This window comes from Streptomyces sp. NPDC028910 (genome assembly GCF_055564955.1).
Window position 1 is genome coordinate 11979 of the sequence record NZ_JBVHVF010000022.1, and the last position, 17375, is coordinate 29353.

15 protein-coding genes, 1 other RNA gene and 1 pseudogene are annotated in these 17375 nt (G+C 72.1%); 12 read left to right on the plus strand and 5 right to left on the minus strand.

Going from position 1 to position 17375, the window contains the following annotated elements; genetic code table 11:
• The first annotated feature begins 450 nt into the window (after positions 1 to 450).
• The gene (locus ACZ4TV_RS24520) at positions 451 to 2178 is read left to right on the plus strand and encodes a serine/threonine-protein kinase (protein ID WP_468136972.1); all 1728 of its coding nucleotides are present in this window, start codon (positions 451 to 453) and stop codon (positions 2176 to 2178) included.
• Between the two features lie 159 nt (positions 2179 to 2337).
• On the plus strand, positions 2338 to 3582 hold the full coding sequence (locus tag ACZ4TV_RS24525) for a serine/threonine-protein kinase (RefSeq protein WP_468136973.1): 1245 nt from the start codon (positions 2338 to 2340) through the stop codon (positions 3580 to 3582).
• 227 nt (positions 3583 to 3809) lie between these two features.
• Here the strand turns inward: ACZ4TV_RS24525 and ACZ4TV_RS24530 are convergent, their stop codons facing one another.
• The gene (locus tag ACZ4TV_RS24530) at positions 3810 to 4811 is read right to left on the minus strand and encodes an isopenicillin N synthase family dioxygenase (protein ID WP_468136974.1); all 1002 of its coding nucleotides are present in this window, start codon (positions 4809 to 4811) and stop codon (positions 3810 to 3812) included.
• A 315-nt stretch (positions 4812 to 5126) separates the two neighbouring features.
• On the opposite strand from ACZ4TV_RS24530, the gene prfB reads away from it, so the two are divergent.
• Entirely contained in the window at positions 5127 to 6236 is a 1110-nt protein-coding gene (gene prfB, locus ACZ4TV_RS24535; protein WP_468136975.1) for a peptide chain release factor 2, read from the plus strand.
• Between the two features lie 123 nt (positions 6237 to 6359).
• Here prfB and ACZ4TV_RS24540 read toward each other — a convergent pair whose 3' ends face one another.
• Entirely contained in the window at positions 6360 to 6551 is a 192-nt protein-coding gene (locus tag ACZ4TV_RS24540; RefSeq protein ID WP_030662818.1) for a hypothetical protein, read from the minus strand.
• Between the two features lie 237 nt (positions 6552 to 6788).
• Between ACZ4TV_RS24540 and ftsE the strand changes: the two genes are divergently transcribed.
• The 7 genes from ftsE to ACZ4TV_RS24575 all read left to right on the plus strand — a co-directional run bounded on the left by ftsE (position 6789) and on the right by ACZ4TV_RS24575 (position 11584).
• Positions 6789 to 7478: a cell division ATP-binding protein FtsE gene (gene ftsE / locus ACZ4TV_RS24545; RefSeq protein ID WP_030011324.1), complete on the plus strand. Its 690-nt coding sequence runs from the start codon at positions 6789 to 6791 to the stop codon at positions 7476 to 7478.
• 16 nt (positions 7479 to 7494) lie between these two features.
• Positions 7495 to 8463 carry a permease-like cell division protein FtsX gene (gene ftsX, locus ACZ4TV_RS24550; protein ID WP_468136976.1) on the plus strand — a complete coding sequence of 323 codons (969 nt, stop codon included), beginning with the start codon at positions 7495 to 7497 and terminating at the stop codon, positions 8461 to 8463.
• A 67-nt stretch (positions 8464 to 8530) separates the two neighbouring features.
• On the plus strand, positions 8531 to 9709 hold the full coding sequence (locus tag ACZ4TV_RS24555; RefSeq protein ID WP_468136977.1) for a S41 family peptidase: 1179 nt from the start codon (positions 8531 to 8533) through the stop codon (positions 9707 to 9709).
• Positions 9710 to 9727: 18 nt separating this feature from the next.
• Entirely contained in the window at positions 9728 to 10213 is a 486-nt protein-coding gene (gene smpB / locus ACZ4TV_RS24560) for an SsrA-binding protein SmpB (RefSeq protein ID WP_468136978.1), read from the plus strand.
• An 86-nt stretch (positions 10214 to 10299) separates the two neighbouring features.
• Positions 10300 to 10688: a transfer-messenger RNA gene (gene ssrA / locus ACZ4TV_RS24565) on the plus strand.
• Positions 10689 to 10784: 96 nt separating this feature from the next.
• Positions 10785 to 11084 carry a hypothetical protein gene (locus tag ACZ4TV_RS24570; protein ID WP_468136979.1) on the plus strand — a complete coding sequence of 100 codons (300 nt, stop codon included), beginning with the start codon at positions 10785 to 10787 and terminating at the stop codon, positions 11082 to 11084.
• Positions 11081 to 11584: a hypothetical protein gene (locus ACZ4TV_RS24575; protein WP_468136980.1), complete on the plus strand. Its 504-nt coding sequence runs from the start codon at positions 11081 to 11083 to the stop codon at positions 11582 to 11584. The genes ACZ4TV_RS24570 and ACZ4TV_RS24575 overlap by 4 nt, the downstream gene beginning before the upstream one ends.
• Before the next feature lie 20 nt (positions 11585 to 11604).
• On the opposite strand, the pseudogene ACZ4TV_RS24580 reads toward ACZ4TV_RS24575, so the two are convergent.
• From ACZ4TV_RS24580 to ACZ4TV_RS24590, 3 genes and pseudogenes are all read right to left on the minus strand, one after another.
• Positions 11605 to 11879: pseudogene (locus ACZ4TV_RS24580) on the minus strand (IS5/IS1182 family transposase); the annotation flags it as partial.
• A gap of 107 nt (positions 11880 to 11986) precedes the next feature.
• The gene (locus ACZ4TV_RS24585) at positions 11987 to 13387 is read right to left on the minus strand and encodes an SH3 domain-containing protein (protein ID WP_468136981.1); all 1401 of its coding nucleotides are present in this window, start codon (positions 13385 to 13387) and stop codon (positions 11987 to 11989) included.
• Between the two features lie 48 nt (positions 13388 to 13435).
• On the minus strand, positions 13436 to 14749 hold the full coding sequence (locus tag ACZ4TV_RS24590) for an MFS transporter (protein ID WP_468137081.1): 1314 nt from the start codon (positions 14747 to 14749) through the stop codon (positions 13436 to 13438).
• Positions 14750 to 14843: 94 nt separating this feature from the next.
• On the opposite strand from ACZ4TV_RS24590, the gene ACZ4TV_RS24595 reads away from it, so the two are divergent.
• Positions 14844 to 15818, plus strand: a complete 975-nt coding sequence (locus tag ACZ4TV_RS24595; RefSeq protein WP_468136982.1) for a LysR family transcriptional regulator — start codon at positions 14844 to 14846, stop codon at positions 15816 to 15818.
• Positions 15819 to 15913: 95 nt separating this feature from the next.
• Positions 15914 to 17281: a nitrate/nitrite transporter gene (locus ACZ4TV_RS24600; RefSeq protein WP_468136983.1), complete on the plus strand. Its 1368-nt coding sequence runs from the start codon at positions 15914 to 15916 to the stop codon at positions 17279 to 17281.
• Positions 17282 to 17375: the final 94 nt, after the last annotated feature.

Here is a 17375-nt window from a genome sequence, read left to right on the forward strand (position 1 = left end):
TCTGCGCGGTGCGCGGTGTGTGCGCCCGGCAGGGGAGTTCGGGACATGGCCGCCCGATCGCCCCCCACCCGGCACGGACGCGTCGTCCGGTCAGGTCTGCGCGGAAGGCGGGGCTCCCGTCCCGTGCCGTTCCGTACGGGTGCATCCTCGCACCTGTCGCGGACAACACGCCCGGCGCCCACCAACAAGTGATCTTGATCGGTCGAGGTCCGGGACGGACCTCGACCGGATACGGACGGCGAGCTGGCGGAAAGCCGGGGAACGCGGGGGAAAGCCGGGGAAAGCCGGAAGAAAACGCCTCCGGCATACCCCGCAAACATCACCCTTCGTACATATGTGCGGCAACCAACCTCCGAGGACCGGCGTCTTCCCCGGGGACACCCCCTAGAGTTGGGCCGGAAACCCATCAACGGATCGACCACAGCAGACGACAGCAGGGGAGCGCGAGACGTGCGGCCAGTCGGCAGCAAGTACCTGCTCGAGGAGCCGCTCGGGCGCGGCGCCACGGGCACTGTCTGGCGTGCCCGCCAGAGGGAGGCCGCCGGCGCCGAGGCGGCCGTCGCCGGCCAGCCCGGCGAGACCGTGGCCATCAAGGTCCTCAAGGAGGAGCTGGCCCAGGACGCGGACATCGTCATGCGCTTCCTGCGCGAGCGCTCGGTCCTGCTGCGCCTGACCCACCCCAACATCGTGCGCACGCGCGACCTCGTCGTCGAGGGCGATCTGCTCGCCCTGGTCATGGACCTGATCGACGGCCCGGACCTGCACAAGTACCTCCGGGAGAACGGCCCCTTCACGCCCGTCGCCGCGAGCCTGCTGACCGCCCAGATCGCGGACGCGCTCGCCGCCAGCCACGCCGACGGCGTGGTGCACCGCGACCTGAAGCCGGCCAACGTGCTGCTCGACGAGCGCGGCGGACAGATGAAGCCGATGCTCACCGACTTCGGCATCGCCCGCCTCGCGGACTCCCCGGGCCTGACCCGCACCCACGAGTTCGTCGGCACCCCGGCCTACGTCGCCCCCGAGTCCGCGGAGGGCCGCCCGCAGACCTCCGCCGTCGACATCTACGGCGCCGGCATCCTCCTCTACGAGCTGCTCACCGGCCGCCCGCCGTTCGCCGGCGGCACCGCGCTCGAAGTGCTCCACCGTCATCTCAGCGAGGAGCCGCAGCGCCCCCGGGCCATGCCCGAGCCGCTGTGGACGGTCATCGAGCGCTGCCTGCGCAAGGAGCCGAACGAGCGTCCCAGCGCCGAGAGCCTGGCCCGCGGCCTGCGCGTGGTGGCCGCCGGCATCGGCGTGCACTCGTCGAGCGCCGAGGTGGAGGCCGCGCTCGGCGTGGGCGCGCTGCTCGCGCCCGACCCCTCGCCGGCGCCGGTCCCCGAGACCCCGGGCGCCGCGGCGCCGACGGGCGCCTACGACCCGAACGCCATGACCAGCGTCATGCCGCCGGTCGGCGCGGCGGACGCCACCACGGTGCTGCCGAGCACGGGGGGCCCCGGCGCCCCCGGTGCCGCCGACCCGACCTCGGTCATGCCGCCCGTACAACGGCCGGACCAGCCGCACCCGTGGCAGTCGCAGATGCAGGCCGCCCGCGACCGCAACGAGCAGACGCAGATCCAGTACCTCGACCCGAACGAGGACCCCCTGCGCCGCCGCCCGCAGCGGCAGGCACCGCCGCCGCCGCAGCACCGGCCCCAGGCCCAGCAGCCGTACCGGCAGGGCCCGCCGCAGCAGCAGTACCAGCAGCCGCAGCAGCCCCAGTACCGCCAGCCGCAGCAGCCGCCTCAGCAGCAGTACGCGCCGCCTCCGCCGCCGCAGCACTACCAGCCGCAGCAGCAGGCGTACCAGCAGCAGCCTCAGCCTCAGCAGCAGCCGCAGTACCGCCAGCCCCAGCAGCCCGCGCAGGCCCCGCCGCCGCAGCAGCCGGCCCGCCGCGAACCGCGCGAGCCGCGCCGCCGCAGCGCCAACCCGGTGCGCATCCCGGGCCTGGGCTGCCTCAAGGGCTGCCTGGTGCTGATCCTGCTCTTCTTCGTGGCGGGCTGGCTGGTCTGGGAGTTCAGCGGACTCCAGGAGTGGGTCGGCACCGGCAAGGGATGGTGGGACCAGTTGTGGAGCTGGGGCACCGGCGTCGTCGACTGGATCGGCGCCATCGGGGAGGCCACGGGCTCCACCCAGCCCTGAAACGAGTCCCGTAGCGCTGACTTCGTGGATTTGTCGACTTCTGGAGGGTGATTTCGCCCGCAGAAGTGAAGGTCGCCGCGAATCCGGCCCCCTGCTGGCCTCCAAGGCCCACCCGGCCGCGTAGCTTTGGTGCGTACGCCAGCCGCTGAGGGAGCAGTCGTGGCACGGAAGATCGGCAGCCGGTACACCGCGCACCAGATCCTGGGGCGCGGCAGCGCGGGCACGGTGTGGCTGGGCGAGGGGCCTGACGGGCCCGTCGCCGTCAAACTGCTGCGCGAGGACCTCGCGTCCGACCAGGAACTGGTCGGACGGTTCGTCCAGGAGCGCAGCGCGCTGCTCGGCCTGGAACATCCGCACGTCGTCTGCGTCCGCGACCTCGTCGTGGACGGCAACGACCTCGCCCTCGTCATGGACCTCGTACGCGGTACGGACCTGCGCACGCGCCTCGACCGCGAGCGGCGGCTGGCCCCCGAGGCGGCCGTGGCGATCGTCGCGGACGTCGCCGACGCGCTGGCCGCGGCGCACGCGGCGGGGGTCGTCCACCGCGACGTCAAGCCGGAGAACGTCCTGCTGGACATGCAGGGCCCGCTCGGCCCCGGCGGCGCGCACCCGGCACTGCTGACCGACTTCGGCGTGGCCAAGCTGATCGACTACCCGAGGCGGGCCTCCGGTCGGGCCGCGACGCCGACGACCCGGATCATCGGCACCCCGGACTACCTGGCTCCGGAGATCGTGGAGGGCCTGCCGCCGCGGGCGGCGGTGGACATATACGCGCTGGCCACCGTCCTGTACGAGCTGCTGGCCGGTTTCACCCCCTTCGGCGGCGGCCACCCGGGCGCGGTCCTGCGGCGGCACGTGACGGAGACGGTCGTCCCGCTGCCGGGGATCCCCGACGAGCTGTGGCAGCTCATCGTGCAGTGCCTGGCCAAGGCCCCCGCCTCGCGGCTGCGCGCGTCGGAGCTGTCGGTCCGGCTGCGGGACCTGCTGCCGATGCTGGCCGGAATGCCGCCGCTGGACGTGGACGAGCCGGACGACGCGGATCCGGAGCCGGAGCCCTCGGAGGAACCGGCTGCGGATCCGGTCCGGCGGCGGGGCGTCGTCCCGCTGGTGCCGGGCTCGGCGACGGACTCCAACCGGGACACCCACACCTCGATGCGCGTGCCGGGGCCGGACGAGCTGGCGGGCGGCGCGCTGGGCACCGCGCGGGTCCCGCGTCCGGCCGGCGGCCACCGGCCGGGCGCGGCGCGGCACCGGGCGGAGGCCGCGCGGAAGCGGCGGCTCGCCGTGTCGGCCGGGGCCGTTGCGCTGGCCGCGGCGGTGGGGGTGGGCACGTGGCTCGCCGTCTCCGGTGACGACCCGGCTCCCCCGCAGGACACCAAGCAGTCGCGCCCGGCAAAGCCATAGCTCCCCTGCGGCGAGGCTCAAAGCCCGGGGCTCCGCCCCGCACCCCGCGCCTCAAACGCCGGCGGGGCTGGATTGTGCCCGCCACATCCAGCCCCGCCGGCGTTTGAGGCGCGGGTCTGGGCAGAGCCCAGGAAGCCGGGCGCAGGCCCGCTTCGCGGCTTCGGCCACCCCGCGACCCGCGCCCGTCCGGGCGACCCCCGCGGGTTCGGGCAGCGCCCGGGGGCCCGCTACGCCCCGACCAGTTCCGGGTGCCAGCGCCGCGCCACGGCCGGGTGCGCGCGGACCCAGCCCTTCAGCTCATTGCGCCCGTATTCGGCGTGCAGCGGGTTCGACGCGTCGTGCGCGATCCCCGGGGCAGAGCGCAGGTAGTCGCCCGGGACCGTCTCCACCACCGCGTCCAGCCGCGGGTTGTAGAAGAACGGCACCGAGTACCGCTCCACCGATCCCGGCGGGCTCACCACCCGGTGGTCCGTGGCCGTGAGGTAGCCCTCCGTCGCGATCTCCAGCAGCTCGCCCAGGTTGACCACGAACGCGCCCGGCAGCGGCGGCACGTCCAGATAGCCCCCGTCCCGGACCACCTGGAGCCCGCCCACCGAGTCCTGGAGCAGGAGCGTCAGGAAGCCGTAGTCCTTGTGCGCGCCGACGCCCTGGTCGGTGCCGGACGGGGCGGACCCCGGGTAGCGGATCAGCTTGGTGTGCAGGTGGGGGCGGTCCGCGAAGGCCTCGTCGAAGAAGTCCGGCGGCGCGCCGATCGAGGCGAGGATCTCCTGGAGCAGGCGGTGGGCCACCGCCGCGAGGCGCGACTGCCAGTCCAGGACCACCGTACGGAGCTCCGGCAGGGCGGTGGGCCACTGGTTCGGGCCCTCCAGCCACAGGTACGCCGGGTCGTCCGGCCCCACCACCGGCGCCGGGCGCTCCGCGCCGACGTCCAGCTGGTCCCGCCAGTCGGAGGCCCCGCCGGTCAGCTCGTGCCCGATGCGGGTGTAGCCGCGGAAGTGCGGGGAGTTCAGATTGCTCACGGCGAGCCGGTCGGCCTCCGGCAGGGCGAAGAAGGCCCTGGTCAGTTCCAGGATGCGGGCGCTCTCGGCGGCGGTGACGCCGTGCCCGGTCAGGTGCAGGAAACCGGTGTCCCTGGCGGCTGCGTGCAGCTCCTTCAGGAATCCGGCCCGCCGGGCCGGGTCGTCGGCCTGCGAGAGGTCCAGGACGGGGAGGGTGTGCGCGGACGGCATGACGGCTCCGTTTCGGGATGTCACGGGGTCCTGTTCCCCAGAGGTGGCGGGGGCCGCGGGCGGGGAGGGCCGCCGGCAGGGATGGTGCCGGGACCGCGTGAGCCGCGTACAGGACCAAGTCGGATCGGGGTGGATCAGGCTTGGGGACGGTCCGGCGGCAGACAGCTCGTCGTCGTGACACGCATGTGGTCCACATGGCGGCGCTTGACGAGGAGATCGGTCATACCGTGAGCGTACGCCCGTACGACGCGTCACCAGTACGGGTGATTCGGCCTGCCCGGACGGCGTTGTCCGGGGACCGGCTACGCTGGACCCGTGGCAGTCGTCGATGTTTCCGAAGAGCTGAAGTCCCTCTCCTCGACCATGGGGTCGATCGAGGCCGTCCTGGACCTCGACAAGCTGAGGGCAGATATCGCCGTGCTCGAGGAGCAGGCCGCCGCGCCGTCCCTGTGGGACGACCCGGAGGCCGCCCAGAAGATCACGAGCAAGCTTTCGCACCTCCAGGCGGAGGTCCGCAAGACCGAGACCCTGCGCGGGCGCATCGACGACCTCGCGGTGCTGTTCGAGCTCGCCCAGGAGATGGAGGACGCGGACACCCTCGCCGAGGCGGAGAGCGAGCTGATCTCCGTGCGCAAGGCGCTGGACGAGATGGAGGTCCGGACCCTGCTCTCCGGCGAGTACGCCGAGCGCGAGGCCCTGGTCAACATCCGCGCCGAGGCCGGCGGCGTGGACGCCTCCGACTTCGCCGAGCGCCTCCAGCGCATGTACCTGCGCTGGGCCGAGCGCCACGGATACTCGACCGAGGTCTACGAGACCTCGTACGCGGAAGAGGCCGGCATTAAGTCGACCACCTTCGTCGTCAAGGCCCCGTACGCCTACGGCACGCTGTCCGTCGAGCAGGGCACCCACCGCCTCGTGCGGATCTCGCCCTTCGACAACCAGGGCCGCCGCCAGACCTCCTTCGCGGGCGTCGAGGTGCTGCCGGTCGTCGAGTCCAGCGACCACGTCGAGATCGACGAGGGCGAGCTGCGCATCGACGTGTACCGCGCCTCCGGCCCCGGCGGCCAGGGCGTCAACACCACCGACTCGGCGGTGCGCATCACGCACCTGCCGACCGGCATCGTGGTCTCCTGCCAGAACGAGCGCTCGCAGATCCAGAACAAGGCCAGCGCCATGAACGTCCTCCAGGCCAAGCTGCTGGAGCGGCGCCGCCAGGAGGAGCAGGCCAAGATGGACGCCCTCAAGGACGGCGGAAGCTCCTGGGGCAACCAGATGCGGTCCTACGTCCTGCACCCGTACCAGATGGTCAAGGACCTGCGGACGGAGTTCGAGGTCGGCAACCCGCAGGCGGTGCTCGACGGCGAGATCGACGGCTTCCTGGAGGCCGGAATCCGCTGGCGCAAGCAGCAGGAGCAGACCGCGTAACCCAGCGCGCGAGCGACGTACGGAAGGGCCCGGACACCACTGGTGTCCGGGCCCTTCCCGCGTATGTGATCGGTACGCGGCACGAACGCGCCGCGCGCACCGTACGCGGCGCCCGGAGGGAGCCTAGGCGGTCTGCTGGGCCACCAGCACCAGAGCCGCCACGAGGACGACCATGAGCACGATGAGGGCCACCGGGTTCAGGCCGGAGAAGGGGCCCTCCTGCTGGAGGCGCTCCCGGTTCGCCCGGCACACCGGGCAGCGGCCCTGGCTGACGGGTGCGGCGCAGTTCGCGCACACGAGCCGGTCATATGTCATGCGCTCCTCCTCTCGTCCCCTCGGTCGTCTCGTTGCCTATAACGGCGTGGGGAACCAGAGCGTTCCCCCTACCACTGTGCCAGCTTCGCCGACATTCGGCGCGGCCCGTCCGGGCAATCACGGTCCGGACCGCCCGGGACCAGGGGATAAAAGGGGCAACTCCGGATGCCGGGTCCACACCCCGCGCCCGTTCGCGTATGGTCACGCACACCTACTCCCGGCGACCGTGGTGCACCCGTGATCCGATTCGACAGCGTCTCCAAGTCCTACCCGAAGCAGAGCCGTCCCGCACTCAGAGAAGTCTCCCTCGACATCGCGAAGGGCGAGTTCGTCTTCCTCGTCGGCTCCTCCGGCTCCGGCAAGTCCACCTTCCTGCGGCTCATCCTGCGCGAGGAGCGGGCGAGCCACGGCCAGGTGCACGTCCTGGGCAAGGACCTCGCCAAGCTCTCCAACTGGAAGGTTCCGCAGATGCGGCGCCAGTTGGGGACCGTCTTCCAGGACTTCCGCCTGCTGCCCAACAAGACGGTGGCCGAGAACGTGGCCTTCGCGCAGGAGGTCATCGGCAAGCCGAGGGGCGAGATCCGCAAGGCCGTCCCGCAGGTCCTCGAACTGGTCGGCCTCGGCGGCAAGGAGGAGCGGATGCCCGGCGAGCTCTCCGGCGGTGAGCAGCAGCGCGTGGCCATCGCCCGCGCCTTCGTCAACCGCCCCGCCCTGCTGATCGCGGACGAGCCCACCGGCAACCTCGACCCGCAGACCTCCGTCGGGATCATGAAGCTGCTGGACCGGATCAACCGGACCGGCACCACCGTCATCATGGCGACGCACGATCAGCAGATCGTGGACCAGATGCGCAAGCGCGTCATCGAACTCGAACAGGGCCGACTCGTACGCGACCAGTCGCGCGGCGTCTACGGCTACCAGCACTGAAAGGCCCTTGAGAGTCATGCGCGCCCAGTTCGTCATGTCGGAGATCGGCGTCGGCCTCCGTCGCAATCTCACCATGACCTTCGCGGTCATCATCTCCGTGGCCCTGTCACTGGCCCTGTTCGGCGGCTCCCTGCTCATGAGCGAGCAGGTGAGCAGGATGAAGGGCTACTGGTACGACAAGGCCAACGTCTCGATCTACCTCTGCAACAAGCAGGACGCCCAGGAGGCCGGCGAGGCCGCTGCCAAGCCGGACGGGTCGGCAGGCGGCGCCGGCGGCGTTGCCACCTGCCGCAAGGGCGCCGTGACCGAAGAGCAGAAGAAGCAGATCGAGTCCGAGCTCAAGCAGATGTCCCTGGTCAAGTCCGTCGCCTACGAGTCGGCCGACGAGGCGTACAAGCACTACCAGGAGCAGTACGGCCACACCGCGCTGGCCTCCTCCATCACCCCCGACCAGATGCAGGAGTCCTTCCGGGTCAAGCTCAAGAACCCGGAGAAGTACAAGGTGGTCACCTCCGCCTTCGCGGGCCGGGACGGCGTCCACACCGTCGACGACCAGCGCCAGGCGATCGACGACCTCTTCCGGATCCTCAACTACCTCAACGTCGCGGCCGTGGCCATCATGCTGATCATGCTGATCGTGGCGCTGCTGCTGATCGTCAACACCGTGCGCGTCTCGGCGTTCAGCCGCAGGCGGGAGACGGGGATCATGCGGCTGGTGGGTGCGTCCAGCTTCTACATCCAGGTCCCCTTCATCATGGAGGCCGCCGTCGCCGGTCTCATCGGCGCGCTCTTCGCCTGCCTCATGCTCGTCTCCGGCCAGTACTTCGTGATCGACCACGGCGTCGGCCTGCGGGACAAGATCCAGCTCATCGACTTCATGGGCTGGGGATCGGTGCTGGCCAAGCTCCCGTACGTGCTCTTCATCGGCCTCCTGATGCCCTCCATGGCCGCCTTCATCGCCCTGCGCAAGTACCTGAAGGTGTGACAAGCGCCCCGCGAGCGGTCCGGTCAACCATCCATACCGGCGCGGGGCTTGTCCTAGACTCGGCGCCATGCCGGGTCTGCCCGCCTTCTGTCTCCGGCCCCGCGACCTGCCTCGCGGGGCCGTTTTGACGTTGGTCTTCCTCGCCGCCGTCGCAGCCGGTGCGTGCACCGGCTGCTGGGACCGCGAGGAGGGCGCGGCCGCCGCCGCCCGTACGGGCAGCTCCGCGCTCCCGTCCCCCCGCGGGGCGGGCACCGCCGACCGCGACGCGGTCGCCCGGGCCGCCGCCGAGGCCGTGGCCGACGGGAAGTCCGGCAAGACGGCCGCCCAGGAGGTGGTCAGCCGCAGCGGCGACCGCTGGGGCACCGTCTACGACCAGGGCGAGTACGCCGCCTTCGCCGAGGGCCTCGACGGCCACTGGACCGGCGTCGGGATCTGGGCCGAGCGCTCCCGCGACGGCGTGATCCGGATCGACGAGGTCCAGCCCGGCAGCCCCGCCGCCCGGGCCGGACTGCGCGCCGGAGACCGGCTGCTCAGCGTGGACGGGCACGCCGTCACCGGCCTGGCCGTGGCCGACGTGGTCGCCCTGCTGCGCGGTGCGGCCGGCACCCCCGTCGTGCTGAACCTGAGCCGGGACGGCGCCGACCTCACCGAGACCGTCCTGCGCGAGCGGCTGCGCGTCGAGCCGGTGACCGTACGGCTGCTCCCGGGCGGCGTCACCGTGATCAAGGTGGCCTCCTTCACCCGTGGTTCCGGCGAGCGGGTCAAGGCCGCCGTGCGCGCGGCCCCGCCCGGCGGCGGGGTCATGCTCGACCTGCGCGGCAACCCGGGCGGGCTCGTCACCGAGGCGGTCACGGCCGCCTCCGCCTTCCTGGACGGCGGGCTCGTGGCGACGTACGACGTACGGGGGGACCAGCGGGTCCTGAACGCGGCCCCGGGCGGGGACACGACCCGGCCGCTGGTGGCCCTCGTCGACGGCGGCACGATGAGCGCGGCCGAGCTGGTCACGGGCGCCCTCCAGGACCGGGGCCGGGCCGTGGCGGTGGGCAGCCGGACCTTCGGCAAGGGCTCCGTGCAGATGCCGACCGAGCTCCCGGACGGTTCGGTGGCCGAGCTGACGGTGGGCACGTACCGCACACCGGCGGGCCGCAGCCTGGACGGCGGCGGCATCACACCGGACGTGGCGGCGGGCGACAGGGCCGAGGAACGGGCCGTCACGGTATTGGGTGGCCTCGGGGTGGGTCCTTAGTGCGAAAATGAGCGCACTATGGCTAAGGAAAAAGGGCGCAAGCTGATCGCCCAGAACAAGAAGGCGCGGCACGACTACACGATCCTCGACACCTACGAGTGCGGTCTCGTCCTCACGGGCACCGAGGTCAAGTCCATGCGCCAGGGCCGGGCCTCGCTGGTGGACGGCTTCGTGTCGGTGGAGGGCCGCGAGGCGTGGCTCTACAACGTGCACGTGCCGGAGTACAGCCAGGGCACCTGGACCAACCACAGCGCCCGGCGCAAGCGCAAGCTGCTCATGCACCGGGAGGAGATCGACAAGCTGGAGCGCAAGGCGGACGAGTCGGGTCACACGATCGTGCCCCTCTCGCTGTACTTCAAGGACGGCCGGGCGAAGATCGAGATCGCGCTGGCGAAGGGCAAGAAGGAGTACGACAAGCGGCAGACGCTGCGGGAGAAGCAGGACACCCGCGAGACGAACCGCGCGATCTCGGCCGTGCGCCGCAAGCAGCGGGGTACGGTTTAACCTCCTGGCACTCCGTGGTCGACTTCGCGTACCATGGGTGTCAGCACCGCACCGCCCCCGGGTGGCGCGGTTTGTCAACAAAACATGGGGATGATCGGTTTCGACAGCGGATGTCGATGCAGGGGAAGCGAGCCGAGGAAGCGGCAATGATCTCGTAAACCATATGTCGCAAACAATAATCGCCAACTCCAAGAGCGATAACTCCCGCTTCACCCTCGCTGCCTAATAACAGTGAGCTGAAGCCTCTGTGAGGAGCGTCAGCCCGGAAGTGGTCCCGGTCCGGATCCTGGCGTCAACAAGGGATCTAAACCTCTAGCCCCGGTCACGGGGGTTGGAGGGAAATCAAACAGTGACTGAGCCCGTCGGAGACTTGTCCGTGTGATCTCCGGGGCCGAGAAAAGCGCAGCGGACTGCGCTCGGAGAAGCCCTGCTTCTGCACCGTTGGACGCGGGTTCGATTCCCGCCATCTCCACTCATCCCATGTGGGCAAAGGCCCCGCGGCCGGTTACGGCTGCGGGGCCTTTGTCGTTTCGGCTTGCGCGGGCGTCCTACGCCGTCATACGGTCGTCTCATGGCGAAGACGCGCATCACCGTCACCTTCGATCCGGCGGACGAGGCGGTCGTCCGGGAGGCGGCTGCGGAGTACGGCCTCGACCTTGCCACCTTCCTGCGGACCGCCGCGCTGGCGGAGGCGGGTCGGCAGGCGCGCATCAGGGCCCGGTTCGCGGAGATCGACGCGATAAACCGGTCTGCGGAGGAGGCGGAGCCGACGGTTGTGTCCGATGACTCCTCCCCGGAGGACGACGCGGCCATGGACGCGTACCTCGAGGCCATCGACGCCGGATTCACCCGGCGGGGCGCCGTCGCGTGACCGTGTTCGTGTACGACACGGGCATGCTCATCGCCCTTGAGCGCAGGGACTCCGAAGCGCAGCGTTTCCATGAGCGACTCAGTGCACGGTCCGGATGGCACCCGCCGGTCGTGCTCGTCCCGGTGCTCGCCCAGGCCTGGCGTCCCCAGCCGGGGCACTGGACGCCCCTGAGCCGGGTGCTGCCGACCTGCGTGGTCTTCGGAGCCGACAGGGAACTGGCCGGGTGCGGCGTGTGCCAAGCGGGCCACACGGTCGAGGACGGGAAGCGCGGCGGAGTCGCGGCCGCGCTCGCCGCTCTGCCGGGCAAGAAGCGTCCTGATGCCGTCGATGCTCTGGTCGCGGTCGTGGCCGCTCGCCACGACCGTTCGGTGATTCTGACATCGGATCCGGACGACATCTGCGCCTATCGGGACGCACTCGGTGCGACGCCCGCGATTGTGGCGGTTCTACCGGTCGAGGAACTGGCGCATTTCCGCTCAGGGAAGCCGGCGCTCAGGTGAACGTGTGCTGGGTGAGCGTGGCGCCGCCCGCATTCACCCTCACCCGCGAGGTGGATTTTGCCGGTCAGGCCGCCCCGGGACCGTCCGAGTCCTTCGTCAGGGCGGTGGTGCCGGGGCGTTGTCCTTTTTTCGGGACGCGTGGCTTCTTCTTTCGGGCGCCAGCCGCGTGCTGATGGGCCCGGCAGGACGTCGAGTCGACGCTGACCATGCTCCAGTCGATCCGGCCCGTGAGGTCGGCGTCGGCCTGGACGGCTCGCGGGATCCGGTCCCATGTGCCGTCCGCGGACCAACGCCGCCTGGAGCGAACTCCACACCGTTGCCGCGCTCGCCGCACTCGACTGACCAAGGCCCCGCAGCCTCTCGGCTGCGGGGCCTTGGTCATGCATCATGCCGGGGTGTCTGCTAGCAGAACGGCACCTTGTTGAGGTTCAGCGCGTAGCGGGCGGAGATCCAGCCGCGGCCGTCGGCGAGCTTGTACCAGATCGAATTGCCGTCGACGGTCTGGCCGTTGACCTTGCACTGGAGGGGGACCACCGTGCCGGTGTAGACCTTGCCCTTCTTGGCGTAGCCGGTGCCGGGGCCGGAGCGGATGCCGAGGCCCTTGCCGGGGGAGACGATCTTGGCCTTCGGAGTCTTGTGGCTCTTCGGGGGCTTGGGGGGCTTGGGGCCGTGGTGGCCGCCGCACTTCTTGCAGTGGCCGGGCTTGCCCGTGTCGCCCTTCGGGCCCTTGGGGCCCTGCGGGCCCGCGGGTCCCTGGGGTCCGGCGGGGCCCTGTTCGCCCTGCGGGCCCTGGGGGCCGGCCGGGCCTTGCTCGCCTCCCGAGGGACCCTGTTCGCCCTGCGGGCCCTGTTCACCCTGCGGTCCCTGCGGGCCGGCGGGTCCCTCGGATCCTGCCGGACCCTGCTCGCCCTGCGGGCCCGCGGGTCCCTCGGATCCGGTCGGGCCTTGTTCGCCCTGCGGGCCGGCGGGTCCCTGGGGTCCGGCGGGGCCCTGTTCGCCCTGCGGGCCCTGGGGGCCGGCCGGGCCTTGCTCGCCTCCCGACGGGCCCTGTTCGCCCTGCGGGCCCTGGGGACCGGCGGGTCCCTGGGGTCCGGCCGGACCCTGGTTGCCCTGCGGGCCGGCGGGGCCCTGAAGTCCGCCGGGCCCCTGCGGACCTTGCGGGCCCTGCGGACCTCGCGGGCCCCGCGGGCCGACGTCGCCCTTGTCGCCCTTGTCACCCTTGGGGCCGGGCTTTCCGGGCTTTCCGGGCTTGCCGTGGTGGCCGTGGTGGCCGTCGTGGCCGGGCTTGCCGTCGTCGCCCTTGTCACCCTTGGGGCCGGTCACCGGGGTGGAGACGGCGAACAGGGCGGGGGCTTCGGTGCCCGTCGCCCACTCGCCGCCGATCAGCGTCGTGCCTTCCGGGGCGTTCGCGTCGACCCGTACGGACACGGCGAGTTGGGTCTGCGCGTTCGCCGGGAAGCGGAAACCGGCGCGGGTTCCGGCTTCGCAGGTCAGCAGCCGTGCGTCGGCCGACCGTGTGCACGGTGCGGCGGAGCGGCGGCCGTCCCAGTAGAAGCGGCGCTCCGGGAAGGTGGTCCGTTCCGGGGCGGCGATCCGGAAGGTGCCGCTGACGGCGCGGCCGGCGCCGTTGAGGGCCGCGATGACCACGCGGCCCGTCTTGCCGGGGGCGATCGAGGGGACGTACGGCTGGGAGAACCGGATGTTCGTGGAGTCGGCGAGAGCCGGCACGGCCGGTACCAGGCAGGTGGCGGTGACGGCCGCGACGATCAGGGCCGCGGGCACGGAGCGGGAAGCAGACAGCAAGGGGTGTTCCTCCGCGAAGGGAAGGGCGCTGGGGGAAAGCACTCCCAGTTATCGCGGATCACGAGCGGCGCGTGTGCGTACCACGCGGAGACGATCACCCGGCCGCCGCATGAACGGGCCCGCCGCGGTCGTCGCCAGGGCGAGCAGGGCGGCCGCCGCGGGTACCCCGTAGGCGGCGGTCGTGCCCGCGCTCTCCACGGCCCAGCCGGCGGTGGCCGAGCCGGCCGCGATGCCCGCGAGGATGGCGGTGACCGCGAGGGTCATGCCCTCGTTGAGGCGCCCCTCGGTGGTGAGGGCGTGGACCCGGGACATGGCGGTGACCATCGCAGGGGCGGTGGCCATGCCGGCCAGCAGGAGGGCGCAGGCGAGGGCGGGCAGGGAGCCGGTGGCCGCCGCGGCCCAGGGCAGGGTCATGAGGGCGGCCAGGGCGCACACGCAGGCTTTCAGCGAGCGGGGGCGCAGGACGCCGTAGAGCAGGCCGGCCGCGCAGGAGCCCGCCGCCTGGAGGGCCAGGACCAGGCCGGAGGCGGCGCCCAGCCCCAGGGCGTCGAGGTGGGCGATCGAGGCGACCTCCATCGAGCCGAAGACCACGCCCGTGACGAGGAAGAGGGGCAGCAGCGGGCTGAGGGCGCGCAGCGGTGAGCCGCGCCGGGGCGCCGCCGTCACCGGGGGCTGAGTGGAGCGGCAGGAGGTGAAGACCAGCATGCCGGTCAGCAGCAGGGCCGCGCCGACGAGGGTGCCGGCCTCCGGGAAGACGGCGCCGCAGAGGAAGGCCGCCAGCACCGGGCCGAGCATGAAGCACAGTTCGTCGGCGGCCTGTTCGAAGGACATCGCCGTGTGGTGCGAGGCCGGGGAGTCGCGCAGCAGGTGCGTCCAGCGGGCGCGGGCCATGCCGCCGATGTTGGGGGTGGTGGCGGTCGCGGCGTACGCGGCGAAGAGGGTCCAGGCGGGGGCCCCGGTACGGACGCACGCGATCAGGGCCAGCGAGCCGAGGACCGCGATCAGGGTGGCCGGGACGGCGACGCGGGCCTGCCCGTGGCGGTCGATCAGCCGGGCGGTCCAGGGCGCGACCAGCGCCGTGGCGCCCAGGCCGGTCGCCGTGACCGCGCCGGCGAGGGCGTACGAGCCGCGCTGGCCGGCGATCATCATGACCGCGCTGACCCCGAACATGCCCATGGGCAGCCGGGCGAGGAGGTTCCCGGCGGTGAATCCGCGGGTGCCGGGCACGGCGAACAGGCGGCGGTAGGGGCCGTGGGGAGCGCGGGTCGGCCGGGAGGGACGGGAAGGACGGGAAGGACGGGAGGGACGGGAAGGACCGTCGGCCCGGGTGGCGAGGACGAGGGTGTTGCCGGTGACGGCCATGAGGGGCATGACGACCACCCTCGGCCGGGACGGGGTGCACCGTCCAACACCTGTTCGGAGCCCATTCACGCCTTTGTGTTGTTAGTCTCCGGGGATGATGTCCCGCGATGTGGATCCCCGGCTGCTGCGCGGCTTCGTCGCGGCCGCCGAGGAGCTGCACTTCACCCGCGCCGCCGCCCGCCTCTACGTCGCCCAGCAGGCGCTCAGCCGCGATGTCCGGCGGCTCGAACACGCCCTGGGCACCGCGCTGTTCCTCCGCACCACCCGGCAGGTGGAACTGACCGCCGACGGCCGGCGACTGCTGCCGCTGGCCCGCCGCGTGCTGCGCGCGCACGAGGAGCTGGCCGCCGCCTTCGGCGCGCAGTCCGAGCCCCGCGCGCTCCTCGTCGACCTCAACACCGACGGGCCCGGCACCGGGCGCACCGTGCTGGAGCGGGCCCGCGAACTGGCCCCGGACTGCGAGCTGATGGCCCGCTTCGAGAGCGGGCTCACCCACGCCGCCGCCGAGGTCGCGGCCGGCCGGCTCGACATCGCCTTCGGCTACGCCGACGGGTTGGACCCGGCGCTGCGGGCGCCACTCGCGCAGACGCCCGTACGGTACGAGCCGCTCGCCGTGGTGCTGCCCGAGGGGCACGCGCTGGCCGCACGGGCGTCCGTACCGCTGGACGCGCTGGCCGGGGAGACCGTGTACGCGGGCGCCGGGAACCCGCGGACGCTGGAGTGGACGGGGCTGGCGCGCGAGCTGTTCGCCGGGCGGGGGATCCTGATGGCGCCGCCCGCGCCGGTGGCGGTCGGGAAGGAGGAGTTCGGCCGGGTGATGGCCAAGACCGGCAATCCGGTGCTGGCCACCGTGGACTTCCTGGACATGCCGGGCTGCGTGAAGCTGCCGCTCACCGACCCGGTGCCGCTGTCACCGCTGTCGATGGTGTGGCGCAAGGGCTTCGCCCACCCCGGTCTGGACGCCCTGCACGCCGCGGCCGCCGAGCTCGCGGCCGAGCGGGGGTGGCTCGATCCGCCGCCCGGGAGCTGGCTCCCGGCACGGCTCACACACGTCCCGGGCAGCGGGTGAGACCAAGGTTTCCCGGCGGTCATCCGGCGGGGACCGAGGCCGAAACGCGCCCTTCCTACGGTCTCCTCAGGACGCGACAGCTGTGGAGGCGAGCGATGACCGGTACCGCACCGCGCAAGGGGGGCCGCTGGATCGAGCGGTGGGATCCCGAGGACGAGACCTTCTGGAAGGAGACGGGGGAGCGGACCGCCCGCCGCAACCTGATCTACTCCGTGCTCTCCGAGCACATCGGGTTCTCCATCTGGTCCCTGTGGTCCGTGATGGTCCTCTTCATGGGGCCCGAGTACGGGATCGACCCCGCCGGGAAGTTCGCCCTGATCGCGACCGCGACCGTCGTGGGCGCGTTCGTGCGGATCCCGTACACCTTCGCCGTCGCCCGCTTCGGCGGCCGGAACTGGACCGTCGTCAGCGCGCTGCTGCTGCTCGCGCCGACGGTGGCCGCGGTGGTGGTGATGGAGCCCGGGACCTCGTACGGGACCTTCCTGCTCGTCGCCGCCCTCACCGGGGTGGGCGGCGGCAACTTCGCCTCCTCCATGACCAACATCAACGCCTTCTTCCCGCTGCGCAAGAAGGGCTGGGCGCTCGGCCTGAACGCCGGCGGCGGCAACATCGGCGTGCCCGTGGTGCAGCTGGCCGGACTGCTGGTCATCGCCACCGCCGGGGCCACGCACCCGCGGCTCCTGCTCGCCGCCTACATCCCGCTGATCGTGGTCGCGGCGGCGCTGGCGGCCGTGCGGATGGACAACCTGGCGCCCGTGCGCAACGACACCGGCGCGGTCCGCGAGGCGCTGAAGGACGCGCACACCTGGATCATGGCGTTCCTCTACATCGGGACGTTCGGGTCCTTCATCGGATACAGCTTCGCCTTCGGGCTGGTGCTCCAGACGCAGTTCGGCCGCACCCCGCTCCAGGCCGCCTCGCTGACCTTCATCGGACCGCTGCTCGGTTCGCTGATCCGGCCGGTGGGCGGGGCGCTGGCGGACCGGTTCGGCGGGGCGCGGATCACGCTGGGGACGTTCGTGGCGATGGCGGCGGCGACCGGAGTGGTGGTCTTCGCCTCGGAGCGCTCGTCGCTGCCGGTCTTCCTCGTCGGCTTCGTGTCGCTGTTCGTACTGAGCGGGCTCGGCAACGGGTCCACGTACAAGATGATCCCGGGCATCTTCCAGGCGAAGGCACTGGCGCGCGGGATGAGCGGCGAGAGCGCGGCGGCCTACGGGCGCCGGCTGTCCGGGGCCTCGATGGGCCTGATCGGGGCGGTCGGCGCGCTCGGCGGACTGGGCATCAACCTGGTCTTCCGGGAGGCGTTCCTCACTTCCGGCTCCGGTACGGCGGCCTTCGTCACCTTCCTCGGCTTCTACGCCCTGTGCTGCGCGGTGACGTGGGCGGTATACCTTCGCCGGCCGGCGGCCGCGGCGCTCCCGCCGGTCGGGGTCGAAGCGAAACCGCAGCTCACGTCGGTGTAACCGGGGCGAAATACGGGTGAACCGAGTCCGACACGCCGGGTTGGCAGGCTCGGTCCACCCGTACCGCCCCCCTTTGCGTCACTAGGCAGGTCAC